Source organism: Lysinibacillus sp. NPDC093712, from assembly GCF_050280025.1.
Taxonomy (GTDB): domain Bacteria; phylum Bacillota; class Bacilli; order Bacillales_A; family Planococcaceae; genus Lysinibacillus.
The window spans coordinates 238,194-261,037 of sequence record NZ_JBNNUU010000001.1; the positions used below are offsets into that span (position 1 = coordinate 238,194).

At 36.6% G+C, this 22,844-nt stretch carries 24 protein-coding genes; 14 read left to right on the forward strand and 10 right to left on the reverse strand.

Going from position 1 to position 22,844, the window contains the following annotated elements; all coding sequences use genetic code 11:
- Both ACQKNX_RS01220 and ACQKNX_RS01225 read right to left on the reverse strand, forming a co-directional pair.
- On the reverse strand, positions 1 to 453 hold the full coding sequence (locus tag ACQKNX_RS01220; protein ID WP_427427205.1) for a PTS sugar transporter subunit IIA: 453 nt from the start codon (positions 451 to 453) through the stop codon (positions 1 to 3).
- 223 nt (positions 454 to 676) lie between these two features.
- Complete coding sequence (locus ACQKNX_RS01225) at positions 677 to 1,573, reverse strand: LysR family transcriptional regulator (RefSeq protein ID WP_427427206.1); 897 nt, start codon at positions 1,571 to 1,573, stop codon at positions 677 to 679.
- A 137-nt stretch (positions 1,574 to 1,710) separates the two neighbouring features.
- Here ACQKNX_RS01225 and ACQKNX_RS01230 point away from each other — a divergent pair, with 137 nt between their 5' ends.
- From ACQKNX_RS01230 to ACQKNX_RS01265, 8 genes are all read left to right on the forward strand, one after another.
- Positions 1,711 to 2,676: an ABC transporter ATP-binding protein gene (locus ACQKNX_RS01230; RefSeq protein ID WP_427427207.1), complete on the forward strand. Its 966-nt coding sequence runs from the start codon at positions 1,711 to 1,713 to the stop codon at positions 2,674 to 2,676.
- Positions 2,673 to 3,704 carry an ABC transporter substrate-binding protein gene (locus ACQKNX_RS01235; protein ID WP_427427208.1) on the forward strand — a complete coding sequence of 344 codons (1,032 nt, stop codon included), beginning with the start codon at positions 2,673 to 2,675 and terminating at the stop codon, positions 3,702 to 3,704. The genes ACQKNX_RS01230 and ACQKNX_RS01235 overlap by 4 nt, the downstream gene beginning before the upstream one ends.
- A 193-nt stretch (positions 3,705 to 3,897) precedes the next feature.
- The gene (locus tag ACQKNX_RS01240) at positions 3,898 to 5,559 is read left to right on the forward strand and encodes an ABC transporter permease (RefSeq protein WP_427427209.1); all 1,662 of its coding nucleotides are present in this window, start codon (positions 3,898 to 3,900) and stop codon (positions 5,557 to 5,559) included.
- Complete coding sequence (locus ACQKNX_RS01245; protein ID WP_427427210.1) at positions 5,552 to 6,643, forward strand: MBL fold metallo-hydrolase; 1,092 nt, start codon at positions 5,552 to 5,554, stop codon at positions 6,641 to 6,643. The genes ACQKNX_RS01240 and ACQKNX_RS01245 overlap by 8 nt, the downstream gene beginning before the upstream one ends.
- Positions 6,640 to 7,449, forward strand: a complete 810-nt coding sequence (locus ACQKNX_RS01250; RefSeq protein WP_427427211.1) for a hypothetical protein — start codon at positions 6,640 to 6,642, stop codon at positions 7,447 to 7,449. The genes ACQKNX_RS01245 and ACQKNX_RS01250 overlap by 4 nt, the downstream gene beginning before the upstream one ends.
- A 324-nt stretch (positions 7,450 to 7,773) precedes the next feature.
- Positions 7,774 to 9,075 carry a M48 family metallopeptidase gene (locus ACQKNX_RS01255; RefSeq protein ID WP_427428248.1) on the forward strand — a complete coding sequence of 434 codons (1,302 nt, stop codon included), beginning with the start codon at positions 7,774 to 7,776 and terminating at the stop codon, positions 9,073 to 9,075.
- 114 nt (positions 9,076 to 9,189) lie between these two features.
- On the forward strand, positions 9,190 to 10,005 hold the full coding sequence (locus ACQKNX_RS01260; RefSeq protein ID WP_427427212.1) for a YitT family protein: 816 nt from the start codon (positions 9,190 to 9,192) through the stop codon (positions 10,003 to 10,005).
- A gap of 133 nt (positions 10,006 to 10,138) precedes the next feature.
- A complete protein-coding gene (locus tag ACQKNX_RS01265; RefSeq protein WP_427427213.1) occupies positions 10,139 to 10,516 on the forward strand; it encodes an MmcQ/YjbR family DNA-binding protein in 378 nt (125 codons plus the stop codon).
- 132 nt (positions 10,517 to 10,648) lie between these two features.
- Here ACQKNX_RS01265 and ACQKNX_RS01270 read toward each other — a convergent pair whose 3' ends face one another.
- From ACQKNX_RS01270 to ACQKNX_RS01295, 6 genes are all read right to left on the reverse strand, one after another.
- Positions 10,649 to 10,993, reverse strand: coding sequence for a GIY-YIG nuclease family protein (locus ACQKNX_RS01270; RefSeq protein WP_427427214.1), 345 nt, complete (start codon positions 10,991 to 10,993; stop codon positions 10,649 to 10,651).
- Positions 10,994 to 11,009: 16 nt separating this feature from the next.
- Positions 11,010 to 11,765 carry a DUF2087 domain-containing protein gene (locus ACQKNX_RS01275; protein ID WP_427427215.1) on the reverse strand — a complete coding sequence of 252 codons (756 nt, stop codon included), beginning with the start codon at positions 11,763 to 11,765 and terminating at the stop codon, positions 11,010 to 11,012.
- Positions 11,766 to 11,893: 128 nt separating this feature from the next.
- A complete protein-coding gene (locus tag ACQKNX_RS01280) occupies positions 11,894 to 12,769 on the reverse strand; it encodes an ABC transporter permease (RefSeq protein WP_427427216.1) in 876 nt (291 codons plus the stop codon).
- Entirely contained in the window at positions 12,769 to 13,689 is a 921-nt protein-coding gene (locus ACQKNX_RS01285) for an ATP-binding cassette domain-containing protein (protein ID WP_427427217.1), read from the reverse strand. The genes ACQKNX_RS01280 and ACQKNX_RS01285 overlap by 1 nt, the downstream gene beginning before the upstream one ends.
- A gap of 6 nt (positions 13,690 to 13,695) precedes the next feature.
- Entirely contained in the window at positions 13,696 to 14,100 is a 405-nt protein-coding gene (locus ACQKNX_RS01290) for a DUF3021 domain-containing protein (protein ID WP_427427218.1), read from the reverse strand.
- A gap of 1 nt (position 14,101) precedes the next feature.
- Positions 14,102 to 14,551 (reverse strand): LytTR family DNA-binding domain-containing protein, encoded by a 450-nt coding sequence (locus ACQKNX_RS01295; protein ID WP_427427219.1) that lies wholly within the window; start codon positions 14,549 to 14,551, stop codon positions 14,102 to 14,104.
- 324 nt (positions 14,552 to 14,875) lie between these two features.
- Between ACQKNX_RS01295 and ACQKNX_RS01300 the strand changes: the two genes are divergently transcribed.
- Entirely contained in the window at positions 14,876 to 15,904 is a 1,029-nt protein-coding gene (locus ACQKNX_RS01300; RefSeq protein ID WP_427427220.1) for an AbrB family transcriptional regulator, read from the forward strand.
- A 42-nt stretch (positions 15,905 to 15,946) separates the two neighbouring features.
- On the opposite strand, the gene ACQKNX_RS01305 is transcribed toward ACQKNX_RS01300, so the two are convergent.
- Entirely contained in the window at positions 15,947 to 17,641 is a 1,695-nt protein-coding gene (locus ACQKNX_RS01305; protein WP_427427221.1) for a methyl-accepting chemotaxis protein, read from the reverse strand.
- A gap of 355 nt (positions 17,642 to 17,996) precedes the next feature.
- On the opposite strand from ACQKNX_RS01305, the gene ACQKNX_RS01310 reads away from it, so the two are divergent.
- The 4 genes from ACQKNX_RS01310 (at position 17,997) to ACQKNX_RS01325 (ending at position 21,668) form a co-directional block, all read left to right on the forward strand.
- The gene (locus tag ACQKNX_RS01310) at positions 17,997 to 18,137 is read left to right on the forward strand and encodes an RAxF-45 family protein (RefSeq protein ID WP_340825298.1); all 141 of its coding nucleotides are present in this window, start codon (positions 17,997 to 17,999) and stop codon (positions 18,135 to 18,137) included.
- Positions 18,138 to 18,240: 103 nt separating this feature from the next.
- Positions 18,241 to 20,040, forward strand: coding sequence for a ribosomal protection-like ABC-F family protein (gene abc-f / locus ACQKNX_RS01315; protein ID WP_427427222.1), 1,800 nt, complete (start codon positions 18,241 to 18,243; stop codon positions 20,038 to 20,040).
- On the forward strand, positions 20,033 to 20,824 hold the full coding sequence (locus ACQKNX_RS01320; RefSeq protein WP_427427223.1) for a GNAT family N-acetyltransferase: 792 nt from the start codon (positions 20,033 to 20,035) through the stop codon (positions 20,822 to 20,824). The genes abc-f and ACQKNX_RS01320 overlap by 8 nt, the downstream gene beginning before the upstream one ends.
- 109 nt (positions 20,825 to 20,933) lie before the next feature.
- On the forward strand, positions 20,934 to 21,668 hold the full coding sequence (locus ACQKNX_RS01325) for a hypothetical protein (protein ID WP_427427224.1): 735 nt from the start codon (positions 20,934 to 20,936) through the stop codon (positions 21,666 to 21,668).
- A 55-nt stretch (positions 21,669 to 21,723) separates the two neighbouring features.
- On the opposite strand, the gene ACQKNX_RS01330 is transcribed toward ACQKNX_RS01325, so the two are convergent.
- Complete coding sequence (locus ACQKNX_RS01330; protein WP_427427225.1) at positions 21,724 to 22,104, reverse strand: hypothetical protein; 381 nt, start codon at positions 22,102 to 22,104, stop codon at positions 21,724 to 21,726.
- A gap of 196 nt (positions 22,105 to 22,300) precedes the next feature.
- Between ACQKNX_RS01330 and ACQKNX_RS01335 the strand changes: the two genes are divergently transcribed.
- Positions 22,301 to 22,831, forward strand: a complete 531-nt coding sequence (locus ACQKNX_RS01335; protein WP_340825251.1) for an NfeD family protein — start codon at positions 22,301 to 22,303, stop codon at positions 22,829 to 22,831.
- The last annotated feature ends 13 nt before the right edge of the window (positions 22,832 to 22,844 follow it).

The following is a 22,844-nucleotide window of genomic DNA, read 5'->3' on the forward strand; positions in this document are numbered from 1 at the left end:
TCATTGCTCCTTTGTAGCGTACTTTTTTATTTTCTCAATAATGCATTCTGGACGTTGGCATCCAATAATATTGTCTATTTGACTAGGTTCTTGTAACACTTGTGTTAAATCAACTAAAGCCTGTAAATGTGCTGTAGGATCAGTAGCTGCTAAAACGATAATTAGTGATACAGGCTTATCTGGTCCAAATAGTACAGGGTTTTGTAAATTTAATAAGCTCATCGACAATTCATTTACTCCATCAGATGGACGAGCATGTGGTATTGCAACTTTAGGTGTAAGCACGACATATGGGCCGTATTGTTCGATGGATTGTATCATTGCATGGATATAGCGCTTTTCTATTTTGTTTTGCCGTAATAGTGGCGATGAAGCGACGTGTATAGCATCTTGCCAGTTAGCTACTTTGTTAACAATTTGAATTGTATCTATATTAAGTAACTCGGTAAGCAAGTTGTTATCCCTCCTTTCATTAGGAATCAACATGTCTTCTATCCATGTTATTAAAGCATGCTATGAAATTATGTCAGATTGCCGAATATTTTTAACGAATTTGTTGAAAAGGGAGAGAGTGTGGAGTGATCCGCTTCTGAAACTATTTTGTGCATACAGAGGAGGAGGAGCTCACAGACGTTTTGTATCTGTGAGTCAAGTTGATTAATTACAATGAAGAGTATTATGACTGGATTTTTCGTGCTAAATCGTAAATGGCACTTTTGACAAATGCATCAATCTTATTGTCTAGTCTGGACTGAGGGTATATAAGCTGAATTTTCCGTTTGAGTGCTATATCATGTAAGTCTTTCTTCACTAATAAGCCTGATTGTAATTCTTCTTCAATCAGGGAAACAGACAGAAATGCAATTGTTTTACCAAAGGTTAGCATTTTTTTAATCGTACTTACAGAATCGAGTTCAATTGTATTGAAAGATGGTTGGAAGGGATTTAGCCACTTTTCAATAAAATGGTTGGTTGAACTAGATGAAGTGTGTAATAATACTTTATTTTTAAGGACATCTGATTGTGAGATGTCCTTTTTTGCTGCAAGTTCGTGACTAGGGCTTAAAGCCAAAACGAGCGAATCTTCACCAATCTTTTCATAGGAAAGTGTTGGGTTTTGTTGCTTCGTTTCCATTATTAAACCAAAGTCAAGCTCCTGCAAGGCTACCATTTTTTCGATTTCAGGTGCTGTTTTTACTTCTAAGGAAATTCTGATGTCTGGATAAGCTGTAGAGATTTGGTTAATAATTTCAGGCATAAAAATATGGGCAGGTAGTGCACTTGCACCTAAACGAATGGAGCCAACATTTCCTGCTAGTAGATTTTCCATGAAGCGATCCATATCGTTTTGTAATTGTACTATTTGGCGTGCGTAGTGAAAAAGCCCTTCGCCCGCTTCAGTTAAACGATAGCCACCTGCATTTGTTCGAAATAAGCGTACACCGTATTCTTCTTCAATAGAGCGAATATGAAAGGAGACAGTAGGTGGTGTAATACCTAGCTCTTTAGCTACGGGAGCTAATTTTTTAAAATCGACGAGTAAGCAAAATGCCTGTAATTTAAGATGATTCATTTTAACCCCCTAAAGTAAATTCGATAAACTATTGCATTAACTTTAGTTTATTAGATTTTTTTTAACGACATATTAATAATAGGTTAATATTTTCTAAATATCTGGAAACTATAGTAGAGATAGACGAGGAGGATACAATGAAAATCTCAATTACAAATTTAGAGAAAAAATATGGACATGCCCAAGCGCTATGGCCCATTAATGTGGAATTAAACAGTAAGTTCATTACAATATTAGGACAATCGGGCTGTGGTAAAACGACATTATTGAAAATATTGGCTGGTCTTGAGAAACCAACAAATGGTGAAATTGCATTCGATGACAAAATCATTTATTCTTCTAAGCTTCGTAAAAATGTCAAACCAAATAAACGTAATATTGCCATGGTCTTTCAAGATTTCGCGCTATGGCCACATATGACCATTTTCCAGAACATCGCATTTGGTTTAAAAGGAATTGTAACAAAGGCGGAAATACCAGAACGGGTAGCGTATGTGATGCGTTTGGTGAACATGGAAGGATATGAAAATCGCAAGCCAGGCCAATTGTCGGGTGGTCAACAACAGCGGGTAGCACTTGCACGGGCACTGGCAACGAATCCAAAGTTAATTTTATTTGATGAACCATTATCAGCACTTGACGCGGTGCTTAGAGAAAAAATGCAGGATGAAATTATGCATATTATCCATGAACTAGATTGCCAAGCTATTTTTGTAACACATGATCAAACGGAAGCAATGACTATGTCAGATCAAATTATTGTGATGGAGTCAGGTAGAATTGCACAGGTTGGATCACCAGAGGAGATTTATCACGCACCAGCAACACCTTATGTAGCAGATTTTATAGGCAAGGTTAATTGGTTTGATAAAGGTAATTGTATTGTACGTCCAGAGGGTGTATCGAGAAAACAATATCCTGGAACGATTGCGAAACAAGCGATGATTGTGAAAAGTACTTTCGTTGGAGATCGATATTTAGTACAGGCACAAGTAGAAGGAAAGCAATGGAGCTTTTATGAAACCGTGCCACTGGAACAAGGTAAGCAACTCGAAGTTTTTGTAGATACAAAACAAATATATCAATTGGAGGGTTTAACGTGAAAAAACGTTTCAAATTACTAGCAACTGCTGGGGTTCTTGTAGCATTAACATTAGCGGGGTGCGGCAATAATAAATCAGCTGACAGTGTCAATAATGATGCAGCAAGCGCGAAGCCGAAAGAAGTGCAAACATTAACGGTATATTCAGCTGGTCCAGATGGGTTGGCTGCCAATATACAACAAGCTTTTGAAGAAAAAATGGGCATAAAAGTAGAAATGTTTCAAGGGACAACAGGCAAAATTTTATCTCGTCTAGAAGCGGAGAAAAATAATCCTGTGGCAGATATCGTTGTATTAGCTTCTGTGGCATCGATGGACGGACTTAAGGAGTCAAATCAGCTACTTAGCTATAAAGAAGCAGAAAATGCTACGAAAATGAATAGCGATTGGTCAGATGCAGAGGGCTATTACTATGGCTATAGTGCCTCAGCATTAGGTATTGCCTACAATACGAAAAATACAAAAGACATTCCAACTGAATGGACAGATTTAGCTAATCCAGAGTGGCAAGGAAAAATGAATATCCCTGATCCAAGTTTGTCAGGTTCTGCTGTCGATTTTATTTACGGCTATACTGAAGCTGAAAAAACGGCTTGGGATACAATCCAATTATGGAAAAACAATGGATTACAAGTGAATGGTGCAAATAAGGAAGCATTAGATGCAGTCATTACAGGTGATAAAAATGCAACAATCTCAGGCGTAGACTATATGGCTTATAAAGCAAAAGCGAGTGGGGAGCCAGTAGAAATTGTTTATCCGAAGAGTGGAACTGTTGTAAGTCCTCGAGCAGTAGGTATTATGAAAGATGCTAAAAATGTTGAAGGTGCCAAAGCATACGTCAATTTCCTACTTTCAGATGAAGGACAAAAGCTAGTGACAGATGCTTATTTACTGCCAGGTAATAACGAAATAGCTGTAAAAGATCGTGCTGCATTAGATGAAATTCCACAGTTACATGTGAACTGGAAAGGTTCAGAGTCAAAGCAACTTGATATATTAACGAAGTTTAATGATATTTTCCGTTAAGAAGGCTAGCCAAGGAATCAAAAAGCATCTTTCCTTTTAAATGATGCGATTAACTTGTTGAGAAAAAATTCGCTTTTAGTCAGTAATTAATCTTTAAGAAACAACACTGACTATTGCGGATTTTTTTAAAACAACAATTATGTTCTATTTGGACTATCTATATTATGTTTTCTAAGAAAGGAATGAGGCAACGATGATCATGGAAGGCAAACGCACTTTTGGCCTCTTATTGACGATTGTCGCAACGTTTGCTATCGCGCCATTAGTAGCCATTGTTTATTATACATTTGTCCATGATGGTCATGTTGACGTTTCACAAATTAGTAGAATGTTTGACAATGATCGTTTGTGGCGGACATTGGGCAATTCTTTATTGCTAGGTATATTCGTTATTTTAGGGACTACGATACTAGCATTGCCTATGGCATTAATTCGTACAAAAACAAGCTTACATAAATATGATTGGCTAGATATTATCCTAACGATTCCTTTTATGACACCTCCTTATATCGGTTCTATGGGATGGATATTGTTTATGCAAAATAATGGTTTTTTACAGCAGCTAGTACCGGGGACCGCTTGGGTATCGAATGCCTTTTTTTCTTTATTTGGTATGGTCATGGTTATGAGCCTGCACCTGTTTCCTTTTTTATATTTAATGCTGAAAAATACGTTGCTTAGAATAAATGGTTCATTTTTAGATGCTGCACTTATTTTTGGCCGCAGTTCTTTAAGAAATTGGCTGCAGGTTACATTGCCTTTACTCGTTTCAAGCTATGTTCTAGGAGTATTGCTGATTTTCATTAAAACGCTGGCGGAATTTGGGACGCCTGCAACGTTTGGAAGTCGCATCGGATTTCAAGTTTTTACGACAGAAATTCACTCTTATCTTTCAAGATGGCCAGTAGATATTCGGATGGCAACATCGCTCTCATTATTTTTACTTTCAGTGTGTCTCGTTGTTTGGTATGTTCAAAATCTTATCGGACGAAAGTTTACATATAGCGTGCTTTCAGGGAAAACACCCGCTGTTCGTGAAATAAAAGATAGATGGTATATCAAGCTTGGGGCATGGTTTTATGTAGGTATTGTGTTATTGTTTGCAATTGGCATTCCATACTTTTCGATTATCGTGACTTCGTTACAAAAGGTTCGAGGAGATGGTTTAAGTGCCGGCAATTTCAGTTTTGCGTCTTATCAGGCTGTGTTTACTAGCGGAAGCGCTGGGTTAGCAGCATTTTTAAATAGCGTTGTTTTTTCAATTTTAACTGCCGTTATTACAGCGATAATTGGTTTCTTTATTGCACTATACATTAAAAAGGGTGAAACGAAAAAGCAACAAATGTTAGATTTCTTTAGCCTAATGCCAAATATTTTACCTGGAATTGTTTTTGTCGTCGGTTTAATTATGTTTTGGAATGCACCTTGGCTACCAGCGACAATTTACAATACAAAGACAATGGTAGTTGTGACGTATTGTGTGCTTTTCCTTCCATACTCTGTGCAATATACAAAATCTACATTTTCACAGTTAGATCAATCTATTTTCCAATCAGCTGTTATTTTTGGACGGAATAGTTGGGACATGTATCGATATATTTTCATCCCACTGTTAATGCAGGGAATACTTGCTGGCATGATGATGACATTTATTATTTCAATGCGTGAGTTAGTCGCAGGTCTCCTTATTTTGCCACCATCAGTTGAGACAGGAGCAACGTTTATCTACAGCCAATTTGAACAAGGCAATGTTGGGCTAGGAATGGCTGTTGCTGTTATTACAGTCGCTATGACCGTTGTTTTTATGTTCCTATTAGATTGGCTTCAAAAACGGGGAGGACACGTCGGTGCTTAATATAGAAATTTTAGGAGGAGTTGGGGAGTATGGTCGTAACTGCTTTTATCTCGAAAAGGATGGGCGTGCTATTTTACTAGATTGTGGTGTTATGAACAATAGTGAAAAAACAAAGCCAAATTTAACAGCAGCTCATGTGGCAAAACTAGATGCAGTGTTTATTTCTCATTCCCATATTGATCATGTAGGTGCGCTTCCTTTACTTGTACAGTTGGGCTACGATGGTCAACTCATTATGAGTGAAATAACAGCGAAACAATTAAAGCAATCTTTTAAAAATATTCAAACGTTTGAGCCAAAGTCGATTGGCAGTTGGATAAATATTAACGATAATCTTTCTTTTCAATGGGGCTATAGCGGGCATTTAATAGGGAGCGTTTGGTACAGCATTCGATTTTTAGAGGAGGTGATATTTTTTTCAGGAGATTATGTGATGGATTCCTATCTATTAAAGGCGAATCTTCCGATGATGGGAAAGAATGATTATAACGTTGCGTTCATAGATAGCGGCCATTTTGAAAAGCACATTAACAACAAAGAAATATTGCATCAATTAGCGGATTTTATCGAGACCAACGATAGTAGACCAATTATTTTTCCTTCTTCTTATTCAGGCAAAACTGCTGATATTGCGTTTTACCTTTTTGAGCATACTACAAGAAAGGTGTCTATCGATAATGATTTTTTTCCTTTTTTTGAAGAGTATTACGATGCGCTCGAAAATCTAGTATCTACTAAGCTATTGCCAGCATTCAGAAGTAAATGTTTACAAAATATTACAATAGAAGGTAACGCTATTTATTTTGTTCCAGAGCGAGATGAAGTAACAATTACAAAGCTACTAACTGATTTACCATCAGCAATTGTAATCTTTACAGGGTACTTTAATAAAGGCAGTTATATGCAACGATTAGCACCAAATCAAACAAAACATTTTTTCTACAAAACACATCCTGATTATCAAGATACCATCGTGCTGTCAAAGCACATAAATGCTCATCAAACCATTTATTTTCACAGTCAGTTAACGAATATGGAAACGACACTTTTAAAAATAATCGAAAATGAGGATGAAAATATATGAGAAAATATTTTAACAGGCTTGCAATGAAATTAGGCGTAATAGGATTGGTATTATGTACAATTGGCGTGTTGAATACTATACAGGCAAAAGCGGCAATTGAGCCCGGGCATGAGATTAAATATAATTTGAAATCAGAGCTGTTTAATGAGTCAGATCTTTTGAAATTTTTCACAGCTACTAAAAAAGATGAAGTAAAAATTTATTACTTCGATACACAAAGTAAAGATTTTCTAAGTGCAGACTATAACAATCGTTTGCGTGTTTATAAAGATAGCAATAAAATTGACATTACGTATAAAAAGAGATTTCTCAATACACCACTTGAAGAAGCGCTTGCGATAACTGAAAGCCACGGCTTTACAGGTGACGAGTCCAACTATAAATTTGAAATGGATATTAAGGGCGGTAATCGTACGTTTACAATTAGCCGAAAAGAGTCCTTGAAGGAAACTGCTAAAGTTAACTACGATGCTGTGGATACAAGTGCTGCAAAAAAATTAATTTTAGACAATGTGCCGAAGAAAATTTTAAATTGGGACTCTGCTACTTGGTTTAATAACACGTTATCACAGGCGGTCGTGTATGGACCTGCCAAGGCAACAACTTATAAAGGAAGCTATGCAGGATATGAGGCAGATATTGAAGTTTGGCATTATCAAGGTGAGATCATGATAGAGCTATCGACAAAAGAAAGCAATGCTGCAAAAGCTGCAACGATTGAAAAAGTATGGCGTGAACATCTAGAAGCAGCAGGTTTTCTAAGTGCGGATCAGCGTGGGAAAACGGCGTTTGTTATGGAGAACTAATATTCCAATTAAGATTCAATAAGATTTCATAAAAAAATTTCGTGATACTTCTACGGTAGAGACAAAGCAACCGTTAGAAACATACGAAATTTTTTTATTTATCATTTTCTAGTCTTTAGTCAGTAAAATATTTTTACAGCATAGTAGGTAATAAATATTGAGTTACGGTAAAAGATAGTAGACATACATCTGTTTGTTCTCATGTTGAAAAATGGACAATCTTTTTTGAGATGAAATAAAAACACATAAAGTTTGTTCTAACTTTTTTAAATTAGCTTACACTTACTATAGGACGAACTTTGTGTGGAGTAAGGGGGAAATAACATAGCGAAAAAAATGGGAATTGTTGCGCTACTATTATTTGGTGCTTATGTTCTTTGCATGTACTGGTATATATTTCATAGTGGCGGTGGCACAATACCTCGGGCGTTTCAAGGTACCGCTGCGGACCCAGTCATGTTTATGTCTGAAAAAGAATTAAACTTAAGTGGTGAATATTCAAAAATACGAAATTTCCTATTCTTTGTAGTAACACCGTTTGAATGGCTCGCTTATATGGCCATTTTGTTAATGGGTGTATCTCGTTATTTTGAAAAAGTTGCTACTTCCCAAACAAAAAGGAAACTACTACAAAATGCTGCCTATTTATTTTTGTTATCGTTTTTGCTTTATGTAGTGCTTTTCCCAATTGAATACTATCGCTACAATTTAAGTAAAAGCTATGGAATAAGTACACAGGCATTTGCCTCATGGATGCGAGATGGAGTTATTGATTTTTGGGTCAACTTTGGAATGACCTTTATTGTCGTATCAGTTATATATTGGTTGATAAAAAAGAGCGCGAAGAGATGGTGGCTATATGCTTGGCTATTAACGATTCCATTTACGATTTTTGTTATGTTTCTTCAGCCAGTTGTCATTGATCCGTTATACAATGATTTTTATCCGTTAAAAAACAAAGAGCTAGAAACAAAAATTTTAGCAATAGCTGATCAAGCTAATATTCCGGCAGAGCATGTCTATGAAGTCAATATGGCCCAAAAGACAAATGCCCTAAATGCTTATGTTACGGGAATCGGTAGTAATTCAAGAATTGTACTATGGGATACGACATTAAATCGCTTAACAGATAATGAAATTTTATTTATCATGGCACACGAGATGGGACATTATGTTGAGAAGCATATTTATTTTGGTATTGCGGGTTATTTATTATTGACCTTAATAGGGCTATGGATAACAGCGAAAAGTATGCGGTGGGCGATTGCTCGGTACGGACATGCATTGAAAATTACGAAAATGGGTGACATCAATTCTTTGCCACTATTTTTACTCATTACATCTTTTTTATTATTTGCTTCAAGTCCTTTATCTAACTATGTATCACGATATCAGGAAACGAGAGCGGATAATTATGCCATATCATTGATGGGCGATCGTACGGCAGCGGTAACGGCATTCCAAAAGCTTACGATATCAGGGTTAAGTGAAGTCAATCCACCGCTTCTTGTTAAATGGTTCCGCTATACACATCCCACAATGCTTGATCGAATTATGAAAGTGGCGGAAACGGAAGAACCGAAAAATGAAAAGCCGCTAAAGGAAGAGCAGAAAAAAAGTAAATAGAATTGCTTGAACGTCACAATAATACACGAAGGTCTAGGTTTTTCGGGCGAATAAGTTGGGTATTCTAAAGTGAAGATTATCAAAATTGTTCGTTGTAGAATGGTAGGGGAATTCATGCGCAATATTATTATTATCACGCTTGCTTCAATATTAATGGCTTTTGCATATAATTTTTTATTAATACCGCATGAGATTTTGAGTGGCGGATTAAGCGGGATTGCCATTATGCTTGGTATTGTTACACCTCTGAATACTGGTGTATTGAATCTTTTATTAAATTTACCGTTGTTAATTTTAGGTGTGATGAAGCTAGGGAAACGCTTTATTGCGTATACAATACTGTCGGTTGCGGTAATGTCCCTATCATTGTTAATCATTCCGATTTATAAGGCAACAGAGGAACCGATATTGGCATCATTATTTGGTGGGGTAATTGTTGGCCTGAGTGTAGGTCTAATTTTCCGTGCAAGTGGTTCCTCAGGCGGCTTTGATATTATTGCTATGCTTTTAAGTCGCAAAAGAGATTTTCCCCTTGGTGCACTTATTTCAGCAATGAATGGGATAGTAGTGGCGATTTCAGGTTTTGTTTTTAGTTGGGATGCAGCATTGCTGACGCTCGTTTCTATTTATGCCACAGGGAAGGTTGTTGATACAATCCATACGAGTAATATTAAGCTAACGCTTATGATTATTACGAGCAATGGTGAGGATGTGAAACAACAACTTTTAACTAGACTGCATCGGGGCATTACGATGATGGATGCTAAAGGCGGATATTCAGGTGAGGGACGAAAAGTGCTAATTACTGTTATTACACGCTACCAGCTGGCGGAAGTGAAAAGTTTAATAAAAGAAGTAGATGCGAAAGCATTTGTGAATATTTTGCAAACGACCGAAGTAATCGGGGTGTTTGATCGTGGTTCTAAATAATAAAAACATGCATTGATGATTACCTTAAATATAGTTACTTTTGAAAAAAATGTATTTTAAAAGCACGCGTTATTGATTATAATGATAATCGAACGTGTGTTTTTATTTTCTAGGATAGAAGGATGGGGTAACGATGCAAAAAGATACGATTCATGCATTTTGTTTAAAGCTACGCGGAACGACTCATGATTACAAAGAAGAATGGCAGGCAGACCGCTATCATATAGGGGGGAAAATGTTTGCGATGATGGGCGGAGATGCTACAAGAAAGCCTATTATCACTTTAAAATGTGAACCTAGTCGAGCAGAAGAATTACGAGAAACCTATGAAGGAATCATTCCAGGTTACTATATGAACAAAACTCATTGGAATTCGATTTATATCGATGCGAATATTCCAGTAGACTTACTTGAAAATTTAATCCAGCACTCCTATGACCTCGTGTTCGCAAAGTTAACAAAAAAAGCACAATTAAGTGCCAGTCACCCAAACAATTCTGAATTTTTCTAGTAGGTTGTGGGAACGCACGCAATGTAAGACGCAACATACCACGCGATAGCGAGTGTTGCGGCTTACGTCGTGCCCTAAGTGCCAGTCACCGAAACAATTCTGAATTTTGAAGTGCCAGTCACTTAAATATAATTAAGAATTATAGCCCAGCTCACCATAAGGCTGAAGCTCTTCAAGCCACTTTTCTTCGAGCTTTTCGAGTTCCTTTTTTGCATCAAAATAGCCATCTTCTTTTTCCTTCAAATACTCCACTACCTCGAGCTGAAAAGCATCTTTGCCAAATGTATTGTAGTCAGACTGTAATGCTTTATTCGTATAAGTATTTGTTTTTAACATAAACTGAAAGCCGTTTAATCGTTTTAAGTTATTGAAGCTTCCAACAAACACTTTACCATTTTGTTTGTTCGTCATTGTAAAAACGCCTGCTTCAATTTTCATTTCTTTATACATTTCTTTTAATTCTTTTTTGTGGTCCATTGTTAACCCTACTTTCTTATTTTTTTACCCAATAAGCACTGCCATCATCTTGACGATCCATAAAACCGTATTGAATTAAATAGCGACGAATTTGTACATAGTCCTCATATATTGGCTGAATTATTGCATTAAGCTCTTTTTCTGTATACTCTTTTGACTCATCAAAAAGCTTTGTAATAGCACGTAGCACAACGATTTTATGCTTTTCTCGTTTTGGGAAGCGGACGAGCTCTTGACCGATGCCATTAGGAAAATATTTCTCAAGCAACTGTTGTTCTTCAGTAAGGGTGATATTATAGCGATCGTCGACCATCGTAGCCGTTTTGTGAATGGGCACAAAAGAATCTTCCTTTTGATCTTGTTGTTTTAATAGTTCCATCATGGCAAGGAATGTTTTAGCTTGACGCTCTTTTTCCTTTAAAGCAAAACGATGATGTCGAATAGTTGTTGCGCTCCCAATTTCTAGTTCTTCTTTAATTTCCTGATCGGTTTTGCCTTCATAAAAAAGGCGCAAAATATGACTTTGATGTTCTGTTAATCCTGTCATTTTTTTATTTAAACCATTTAAGTAATGAAAAACTGATTGGTGTGTAGCAGTAATATGGTGTTGCATAAATTTTTCAGCCTCATATAGTAAATCTTCATGTGGATAAATAATACCTTTTTCAATTTTCTCCCCACAAAGAAGGCAAGTGTAGTGTGTGGCTTCATTTGTATAGCCATGCGTAATGTCCTCGATCGAAGCCTGCCAAAATAATTGATTTACATCCATTGTGAAACCTCCTGTAAACAAACAATAATTTATTTTGTTTGTTTATTTATATTTAAAATAACAAAACGTTTGTTAAAAAGCAATAAAAAGACACATCGCGTTTGAAAGCGATGTGCCCATATTGACGATTAGGGATTTTTCTTTTTAAAAATAAAGACTGATAAAATAGCAAGCACAATGATTGTTACAAGAATAACAATATAGCTTGTTGAGGTGCTAAGAGAATACCCATTTAGCTCATAAACAATACCATAGTTTAGCTTATAGCTTTCCACCTGTGCAACAGGAACACCGTCAAAAACCTTCGTTATTGAGCTTTCCATAAAAGCATTGCGCAAAAGTAATGTAGTATGACTGATTGGAAAATACATAATAAGCTGTTGGGCAAAGTTTGGTAGAACGCCAACAGGGACGTAGACACCACATAAAAAGCCTAGTACTGTGCCAACGATTGTACTTAGTGTTGAAAAAGCATTTTGTGTGCTAACAAATAGTACGAGAAAAACATTAAATACACTCGCGAGTAACACGGATAATAACAGTATACCAATTACTTTAATTAGGGCACCAAAGCTAAGTAAATGACCGCCAGTGGCCACTAAGAAAATTTCACAGCCTACTAGGGCAATGAGAGAAAAGATGCAGCCGATAATAAAGGCATTCATGACATAGCTCATCTGAATTGTTGCACGGGAAATAGGGGCAGTTAGGAAGTCTGCTGTCGCCTTCGATTCAATATCACGAATGGCAATAGCAAATGCTGCTAGAGTTGTTGTAACAGCCATCATTGATAATAAGCCTGCCACTAGCCATTCATTGACCATTGCAATCAATTCAGGTGTAGCCTCTGTCATTTGCTCGATTGCATCGACTTGCATTTTTTGAAGAAACACTGCGTAAAGAACGATGACAATTATAACGGAAAGGAGGGAGAAAAAGACTTGGGTTTTATCTCTCCTGAAAACCTTGTTATTACGTTGAATTAAGCTAAACATTGCTTCCATTACGTAGCATCTCCTTGTGCCATAATATGAATAAAGACATCGTCCATTGTTCCTTTAATAACTTCAAACGAGGCTAAAAAGGGTTCTGCACTTTTTAAAAGTGTAAGTGCATGCATAGTAGAGTCCACTCGAACTGAGAAAACGCCTTGCTTTTCGGTGAAATGTAATGTGGTGTCCTGCAGCCATTCTAACCCTGAAGAACGATCATGAAATACAAGTGCCATTTGGTCATAAGCATATTTTGTTTTTAAGGAATCAGGTGTTCCTTCAGCGACAATGCGACCTTGTTTTAACACAATAACCTGATCTGCAACTGCAGCTTCTTCCATATAGTGCGTTGTTAAAAATACCGTCATATTTGTTTCTTCCTGGAGTTGTTTGATCGTTTGCCAAACGAATTGGCGTGTTTGTGGATCGAGTCCAGTTGTTGGTTCATCTAAAAATAATATTTGTGGTCGATGAATGAGTGCACGTGCTATATCTGCGCGTCTTTTTTGACCACCAGACAATGTGCCATATTTTTGCTGTTCAATATCATCTAGATGTAAATAGGTCGAGACAAATTGGTAGTTTTCAGCAAGCTGTGCTCTCGATAAACCGTATGTTTTGCCACGGTGAATGATATTTTCACGAACCGTTAATCGTTCATCGAGTAGACTTTGCTGGAAGACAACGCCGATTGATTTACGAATTTCTGCATTATGCGACCTCTCATCGAGCGTATAACCATTAATCGTTACAGTACCACTTGATTTTTGTAATAATGTGCATAATATTTCAATGGTCGTCGATTTCCCAGCACCATTAGCACCTAAAAACGCGAAAAGAGAACCTTGTTCTACCTTAAAGGAAATTCCTTTTACTGCTAATTGTTCGCCATATTGCTTTTGTAAATGCTCGACTTGAATCGCAAACGTCATATTTGTCTATTCCTTTCTTTTTTGGATTACATGATTGATTTTCTCAATATCGCTCTTTTGCAGTACATATAAAACGCACCAGACAATGAAGTAAATAATAATCTCTGAAACGAGCACATACATAATGCCTCCATGTTCGAACCAACGACCAAAATAGCCTGCTATCATCACGCACAACGTAACTGCAATAAAATGCAAAATGAGCTGAATAGAAAAAAGTAAACGCTCTATTTCAAAGATGAGAGATAGTATACCTATTACAGTCCCCAGTATGGCTGCAATGATTATTTGCTCAAGTAATTCCGGTCCTGATGCCATTCCATGATTAGAAATGAGACTTAAGGTCACTAAAGTGTAGGATGAGCTAAGTGAGATGAGTATACCAATAATCATCATGCGTAATACTCTCATATTATGAATCCCTCCCAATACCTAATTGGCGTTTTAATTCTTTTAAATACTTCCGGCTGACATGAATGGACACATCATTATCTAGCAATAATTCTGTTGCGCCAATTTTGCCCATCTGAATAGAAGCAATTTTATTAATGTTGACGAGGGTGGACTTACTAACTCGTGCAAAATCTTTTCCTAATTGCGCTTCGAGCTCATATAATTTGCGTTTTGATTCAAATTCTTGCTCCTCTGTCTGTAAAAAGACTTTAGCGCCTTCAGCATAAATTGAATAAATATCTGTAATTTTTATTAAATGAATTTCTTGCTGCAAATAACCATCGAGCATGGTCGTTTGGGCTGCTTGCAACTGCTTCATCAATTTTTCGATGTGCTCGTTATACTCCTTTGCATGTATGTGGATCTCAGTTTCTTCTAGCGCGCTATTAATCATTAAATGAATTTTCATTGGAGGCCTCCTTTGGTAATACGTAGTACCTCACCTCCTATAAAAGGAAAGGCATTTATTTACTGAATCAGGTTAATATTAATGTAGCATAGAAATTTTTAGATAAGATAAATTGTTTAATAAGTGGTAAAAATTAATGATTAACAGGTAGGTTTTATTCAATAACTGCTGTTAACTTCCATTGCGTGTAGTCGTAGGATTGTAAATATCGGAAAATTCATAATTGTTTTAGTGGCAGGCGCTTTCTCTAAGAAGTGTGGAGGAGTAGCAAATTGGCTAGGTTGCGGTCATAATAGAACTATTATTCTTGAGGGGTTGCGAGCAATGTATACATTTTATAAGCAGATGTTCTTAACACTATGTATTGGGTTGTTAGGAGCGCTGTTATTTCAATTTTTACATATTCCGATGCCATGGTTGCTTGGGGCAATAGCCGCTGTACTTTGTGTACAGTTATTTACAAAAGTACAATTGCAATGGCATAAATATTTTCGAAATATTGGTTTAGTCGTAGCGGGATATTCCATTGGCTTTGCCTTTACTAAAGAAGCGATACAAGATATTCAACAGTTTTTAGGCAGTATCATTGTACTTAACTTGATTTTTATCCTGTTATTTTTTGCTATTAGTTTTATAGTAGCAAAACGTACTAAATTAGATTTTCCGACTGCACTAACATGTTGCGTCCCAGGAGGAATGACACAAATTGTTGCCTTTGCCGAGGAGCAAGGGAATATGAATATGGCTGTGATTACGTTTTATCAGGTGTTGCGAGTACTGCTAATTGTTGGCTTTGTACCATTAATGGTGACAGGCATAGGCGAAAATATCGTCACAGTTGATGGAAGTCTTTCATTGCGATTATTCATTTTACTACTTATTTGTGGAATGGCAGGGTGGCTAGCCCAAAAGGTGAGAATTCCAACAGGCTATATGTTAGGTCCAGTATTTTTATTAATGGGCTTGAATATAGCTGGGCTTGAAGTGCCCAAAATGCCATTATCATTTCTTCATATTGCACAGCTCGTTATTGGCATTTATATCGGCATGCTCCTGAAAAAAGAGGATTTACATTTATCAAAGAAGCATATTTTTTACGCATTTATTTCAGCGGGTCTTTTTATAGGCTCTGCATATGCTTTATCATTTGTTATGAAAACCTTGTACGGGCTTGATTTTCGCACAGGTTTTTTGAGTATCGTACCAGGTGGGCTAGACCAAATGGGGATTATCGCTGCATCTGTTCATGCAAATGTGACCATTGTGACTGCATTTCAGCTATTCCGTGTTTTGATTGTGTCCATATTCCTTGTACCGTTAGTGAAACTATTTGTGAAAAAAGCGAAAACGTGAAAAGATTGCTCATCGGGTTTATCGATGAACAATCTTTAGTTATTAATATTTAAACTGATGAATTAAATTTTGCAGCGTTTCTGCGTTTTTTGTAAGGGTAGTTGCCGCATTGTTAATATCCTCCATCGAGTAGAGGTTCGTCTCAGCAATCTGTGAAACGACTTTTGACTGTTCTCGTGCATCGACGGCTATTTCAGCCATAATTTGAGTAGATGCATTGGCCTGTTCAATACGAGCATATAACTCTTCAGCAATCCCTGAAACTTCTTGAATTTTATTTGTGACAACAGCCACTTTTGTTGTAATGTTTTCAAATGCAAGATTTGTTGTACGAACAATGTCTACACTTGAAGCGGCTTCTTTTTCACTTTGTTCCATATGCGCACTCGCTTCTTGTGCTAGCTGCTGCATTGTATGAATGGTCTCGGTAATTTGAGCAGCAGATGTTTTAGATTGTTCAGCTAATTTACGAACTTCCTCTGCAACGACTGCAAAGCCCTTACCATGTTCTCCTGCACGTGCTGCTTCAATGGATGCATTTAAAGCAAGTAAGTTTGTTTGGTCAGCTATTGCATGAATGACCTCGACAATATTTCCGATTGTATTAGCATGGGCATCAAGTGCAACGATTGACTTGGCACTTTCTAAAACTGCCTCTGTCATAGCCTGCATCTGCGCTTGCATGGCCTGTGCTGTTTTCTCACCATGTTTTGCCGTATCAAAAGCTTCTGTAGCATGTGATGATACTTCCATATTTGTTTCCGTTACATGTTGAATACCGCCAGCAATATCATACATGGCTTCGGCGTTCTCATTGGCACTTTGTTTTTGCGTACTTGCGCCACTTGCTAATTCTTGCATATTAGCTGTTAATTGTTCAGTTGTTCTTGTTGTGGAGCCTGCTGTTGCAGATAGCTCAGCGGATGAAGCAGATACTTGATTGGCTGTTTCATCTACTTGATGCATCATTTTACGAAGTGTTTCGAGCATGGCATTGAACGATTTTGCAAGATCTCCAATTTCATCTTTTGTGTTGACAACGAGTTGTTGTGTTAAATCGCCTTCTCCAGCAGAAATTGTTTCGAGTTGGGTATTTAAACGTTTTAAAGGTTTTACAATATTACGCACAAGTAACGTACCTGCGATTACAGCAATAATTGCAGCTATGAAGGCTACTACCCCCATTTTGAGCATCATTTTTTGTGCTACCGCACTAATTTCAGAGGAGGGAACACCAGCAAAAATCATACCAATTGTTTCTCCATTAGCATTTTTTATCGGTCCATATTGAGTAAAGTATGGTTTACCAACTACATCAGCTGTTCCACTATATATGTTTCCTTGAGTAATAACGACTTCTGTTACTTTCGGATCGGCAGTTGTGCCAATTGCACGCTGTCCATCTACCATAACATTTGTATTAACGCGTGTATCATTAGCAAAAATTGTAATAGCTGCTTCAGATAACTCTCCTAATTTATCGATTAATGCAGTTTCGTTCGCTATTTTTGCGTCTCCTTTGTAAAGTTCACCATTTTCCAAATGCCATTCACCTGGCAATGTTTGCTCCAAATTATAGACACTTAGATCATAGATTTGGCTAAGGCGTGTATTATTTTCTGATTCAAGGGTCGTTTTCATTTCACTAATATTTACAAGTCCAACAGCAATTAAAACAAATAAAATAATCGTCACAATTAGCAAGCTCATTTTCGTTTGCATACGTAAGTTTTTCATAGATCCCTCCACATTTTAATCCACATAAATAGACAGCAAGTTATTACAAAAATACTTGCTGTTTTAAATGCATTTAAGGAAAACATTTCTATTAGTATATAATTACTTAAGCTTTTTGTATATTTCTAAATTAAATATAATTAGTGAATTTTAGGCTGCGTTTTTTGAGAATATTGTACTAAAAGGGTTGATGTTAAAGACATTTTTTGCATTCATATTTCCTATTTGAATGAACCGCAAGAAATCCTTTCGAAGTGTCGTCTTACTACTCGATTACTACAAATAAAATATACATTCCCAATTTCTATGTAATATGGTATGATAGCACTAATTATAAGAACGGAGGTGAAAAGGAATGAATCAAAACGCTACGAGAACAAGTGTAAAAGTGGATACCGCTATGTATTTTGCACGTGTTCTAACTTTCGATTTTGCTAACAACGGGATAGGTCTGTCTATTTTTAAGCAAAATCAAATACTACACGTAGCGGATTAGCCATTCTTTTTCACAAATAAAAAAGGAAAAGACTGCTTGTTAATCGAGCGGTCTTTTTTGTTGTCTAAAGAAGTTTTTTCGCACGTTTTATGGAGGAAAAACAATGCAAATGAAGGCTGAACAAATTCAAAAGGTAATAGGTGGCAATATATTATTTGAAGGGCTTCAACTGGAAGTCAATAAAGGGGAACATGTAGCTATTGTAGGCGTAAATGGCAGTGGTAAAACGACTTTATTACAATTACTAGCAGGTATAGATGTACCTGATAGTGGTCGTATTATCAAAAGTAAAGGAACAACAATTGGCTATCTACATCAAATTCCTAGCTACCCTTTGCTTACAGTAAAGGAAGTGCTGGAGCAAGCATTTGCTGACATCTATGCGCTAAAAGCAAAAATGACTACGATGGAACAGGAAATGCAAGTGAACGTTTCAGACAAAGTATTACAACAATATGGTCATGCACAAGAACAATTTATGTTGCAAGGGGGCTATGAAATTGATGCTCAACTAGCGACCATTGCAAATGGACTTGGTATTACGCCATTACTCCCATTGCCATTTGCAAGTATAAGTGGCGGTGAAAAAACAAAGGTCATGCTTGGTCAAATTCTGCTAAGTAACCCGTCTATTTTACTATTAGATGAACCAACAAATCATTTAGATATGCAAGCAATCGAATGGCTCGAAAACTATACTCGTAATTTTTCTGGCATTGTCATTGCCGTATCGCACGATCGTCAATTTATGAACCAAATGGCACAAAAAATCATCGAAATTGAGGATGGAGAGGCGTTTACGTATAAGGGGAATTATGACGATTTTATTGCGCAAAAAGAAGCGAAAGTTGAACAGCAGTTTGCTGAATATGAAGAACAACAAAAGAAAATAAAAAAAATGCAAGAAGCAATTAAGCGCTTAAGACAGTGGGCAAATGAAGCGAATCCACCGAATGCTGCATTGTATCGCCGTGCTAAAAGTATGGAAAAGGCATTAAACCGGATAGCGCGTGTCAAAAAGCCAATCACGAAAAAGAAAATGAATTTAGCTTTAACGATGGCGGAACGAAGTGGCAAGGAAGTTGTACAAATGAAAGCGGTAAGTCATGCTTTTGATAAGCCATTATTGCAGGATAGTCATTTATCGATCTATTTCGGAGAACGGTTGGCGATTGTGGGCAATAACGGTAGTGGGAAATCTACGTTATTAAAAATGATGTTAGGAGAAATTGTACCGAATCAAGGGACGTGTAAAGTAGGTAATAGTGTAACGATTGGCTATTTGTCTCAACAATTTGAACATGAAAATCCGACCATTCGTTTAATTGATGCCTTTCGAGAGTGTGTATCCGTATCAGAGGCAGAGGGGCGTCATATGCTTGCACAGTTTTTATTTTATGGGTATGACGTATTCAAGAAAGTGAAGGACTTAAGTGGTGGTGAAAAGATGCGTCTGCGTCTAGCACAGTTGATGCATGAAGAGATTAATTTACTCATTTTAGATGAGCCGACTAATCATTTAGATATTGAGGCAAGAGAAGTATTAGAAGATACGCTTGAATCGTTTGAAGGTACAATCATCGGTGTATCGCATGACCGTTACTTCTTACAAAAGATCTTTACAAAAATTGCATGGATTGACCATCAAACAATACATGTGTATGAAGGTGATTATGAATGGGCGAGGAAGAAGCATTTACCGATGGAACAAGTACTGGCAGTAGAAAAAATCACAAAGACAATTGTCCAAAGTAATAAAGAGCTACCAATTGATGAACAAATTGAAAAGCTAGAGTTTAAATTATCTGAACCAACACTTGTTAAGGAACAACGTCAAAAACTAGAGCAACAACTAGAAGCACTATATGAAAAATGGCTAGAAGGGGGTTCGGACTATGCATAAGCTAGAGCACATCATGCAACTAGACATTGACTATATCAATAGTTTTAGTGAGATGGAACGTTGTGCACAAGGTGTATTCTTTTACAATAAGGAAATGCCAACATACTTTGACGCTAATCATGCGCATATTTGGAAAAAGATTGAGCAAGAGGAGAAGTTTTTAACAGACTTAAAACATTTTTATACGTCAAAAGGACTTATACCAAGAATGTATTTATACAATTTAGAGGAAAATCATCATTGTATCGAGGCATTAGAGGCACATGGCTTTCAATATGAATCTTTTACAGATGAGGTACAATGCTGGAATGGAGTAACTGTTCAATTACCGGTTAATCCAGCAATTCAAATTGAACGTGTAACAAATGCTAATGTACAGGAAGCACTGGCAGTTGAAATGAGCATTTCCACATTTGGTGAACCTGCTATAATAAAAGAGGCGTTCGATAAAACTTATCGTTCACAGCATTTTACGTATTATTTATTAAGGATGGACGGGGTAGCTTGCTGCACGGCAAATATATTTGTTTCTGGTAAACAAGGAAGAATAGAAAGTGTAGCAACTTTAGAAAACTATCGTGGAAAAGGTTTGATCGGTTATTTGTTACAACATATTCAAAAAGAATCGGTTATAAACAGGTTAAATTATTTGTGGATTTTGCCTATTAGTGAGCAAGTCGCTAATGTCTATACAAAAGCGAATTTCCAGTCATTAGGTAAAATAACATCTATCCATGCATTTACTGAAGGAAAAAGTATTCAAGAAATAAGGTCAGCAAAATAAACATTTGTTCAAAAAACTTTTGAATCTTAAAAGTATATTACTTGAAAAAAAGTGGTATTCGATTTATTGTCTTTAGAGATACTTGTTTAATGGACTTGGAGGATATGAAATGCACGGAATTTATATACGCTACAATGTCTCAGAAAAAAACCAAGAAGCAACATGGCCACGCAAAGTGGATGCATTTGCATATGTTCAACGAGGTAAGCCACAACAAGGGAATGACAACATGCTTTCGATGGAGGAGCTACGAAGTCATGCGATTCGTTATATTAAAAGTTTAAAAGAAAATGCGAGTTTACATTTAGTGGAACAACATAATGGTGAAATTGAGCATTTCGGTCGACGATATATGGAATCATTAAAGGTAAAAGAAAATATCGATTCACAGCTTATTAATCTTGAAGAAATTCGCTTACTATTGCAATTAATGAATGTATTGAATTTATCGCATAGTTTTGGAGAAAATGCTGGGAAGATACTACGTCAAATTACGCCATATGCTAAAGATGTAGAGAATGCAACGTTCCAAACTACGCGTGTAGAGCGTCATTTTTACTCAGAGATAATTGAACAAATCGAAATGGTATACGCACGCATTTTGCGCCAACATAATCCGTCCACGACAGAAATGCAACAATCGGAAAAATTATGGACTGCTGTTTGTGAGCAAGCGATTGACAAGGTCGAGGCACGTATTGAACGCTTATCTTCTATTAAATTAAAGCATGAAAAAAATTTATTAGAGTATAATCAATTGAAGCAACAAAATATCGAGGCGAAGGAACGCTTAGATCACGCTGTACAGGAACTAGATACAATATTAAATGTATTAGAATCCTAATTGAAAGATAAAAGCATGTCGCCAATTGGTTTAAACCTAATCGGCTGACATGCTTTTATTTTACGTTATTTTTTTCTGCTTCTTCACGTTTCCATTGACGATAAACTCGTAGTAAATCAAAGCCAAGTACTATCACAATAAGATAGAAGATAGGGCTATTATAAGATAAACCAATTTCTGATTCACCGCCTAATAATGTGAGCACAATCCAAAGGCCAATTGTATAGAGCGTTAATCCAGCATACGCCTTTTTGGATAACTTTTTATATGTACCTTTTGAAGTCATCATTTGTATACATACAAGAACGATTAATATGACAAGGATAATTTTCTTCGACAATAGCTCTGCTAGCGTCGTGGCAGGGAAAAAATCATTGACAAATAGTAAGGTGAAAAATATGAAAATACAAACATTTAAAACGGTGGATAGCTTCATGCAATATCTCCTTCGATGCCTTTATTCTTTTCTATTGTAACATGGTTTGAAGTGAACAATAAATAGACGCAAATGAATGACCAATTTTTGTACAACTAATTGCATAATTTAAAAATTAATATAATCTTAAAAATTTTGAAACTTTTTTCTGAGTGCATCCGTATAGTAGGTAATACGTTGAAAAGGGGTGATCTATTTGACGCTATTTGGCTATACATTGGAGCAAATTTATTTAGTGGTATTAATTTTCGCGGGACTGGCAACGGTTTTGTTTATGTTTTTCGGTGATGCTGTCGAGGGCATAGGAGAGGGTCTACCGATTTTTAATCCAAGTGTCATTCTTTCTTTCATTACGTTAATGTCAGCAGCTGGATTTATTTTAGAAAAGTTAGCCTTTTTCCCTAGCGTTTGGAATATAGGTGTAGCTGCTGTAATTGGAGTTATTTTAAGTGCCCTATTTTATTTATTTATTCTCGTTCCACTAAAATCCGCTGATGTCTCATTAGCCTATACAGAAGAATCACTTGAAGGTCAGTTAGGTAAGGTTATAGTACCGATACCGTCTGATGGCTTTGGTGAAGTTGTCATTGAGACTACGAGCGGTATGATTGCAAAGCGTGCAACAGGCTTTGACAATGAGGTAATTGATTATGATACGACAGTCCTTGTTGTTGAAGTGAGGGCAGGCACTCTTTTTGTGAGAGCCTATGAAAAAAAATTTATTTAAAGGAGAGATACTA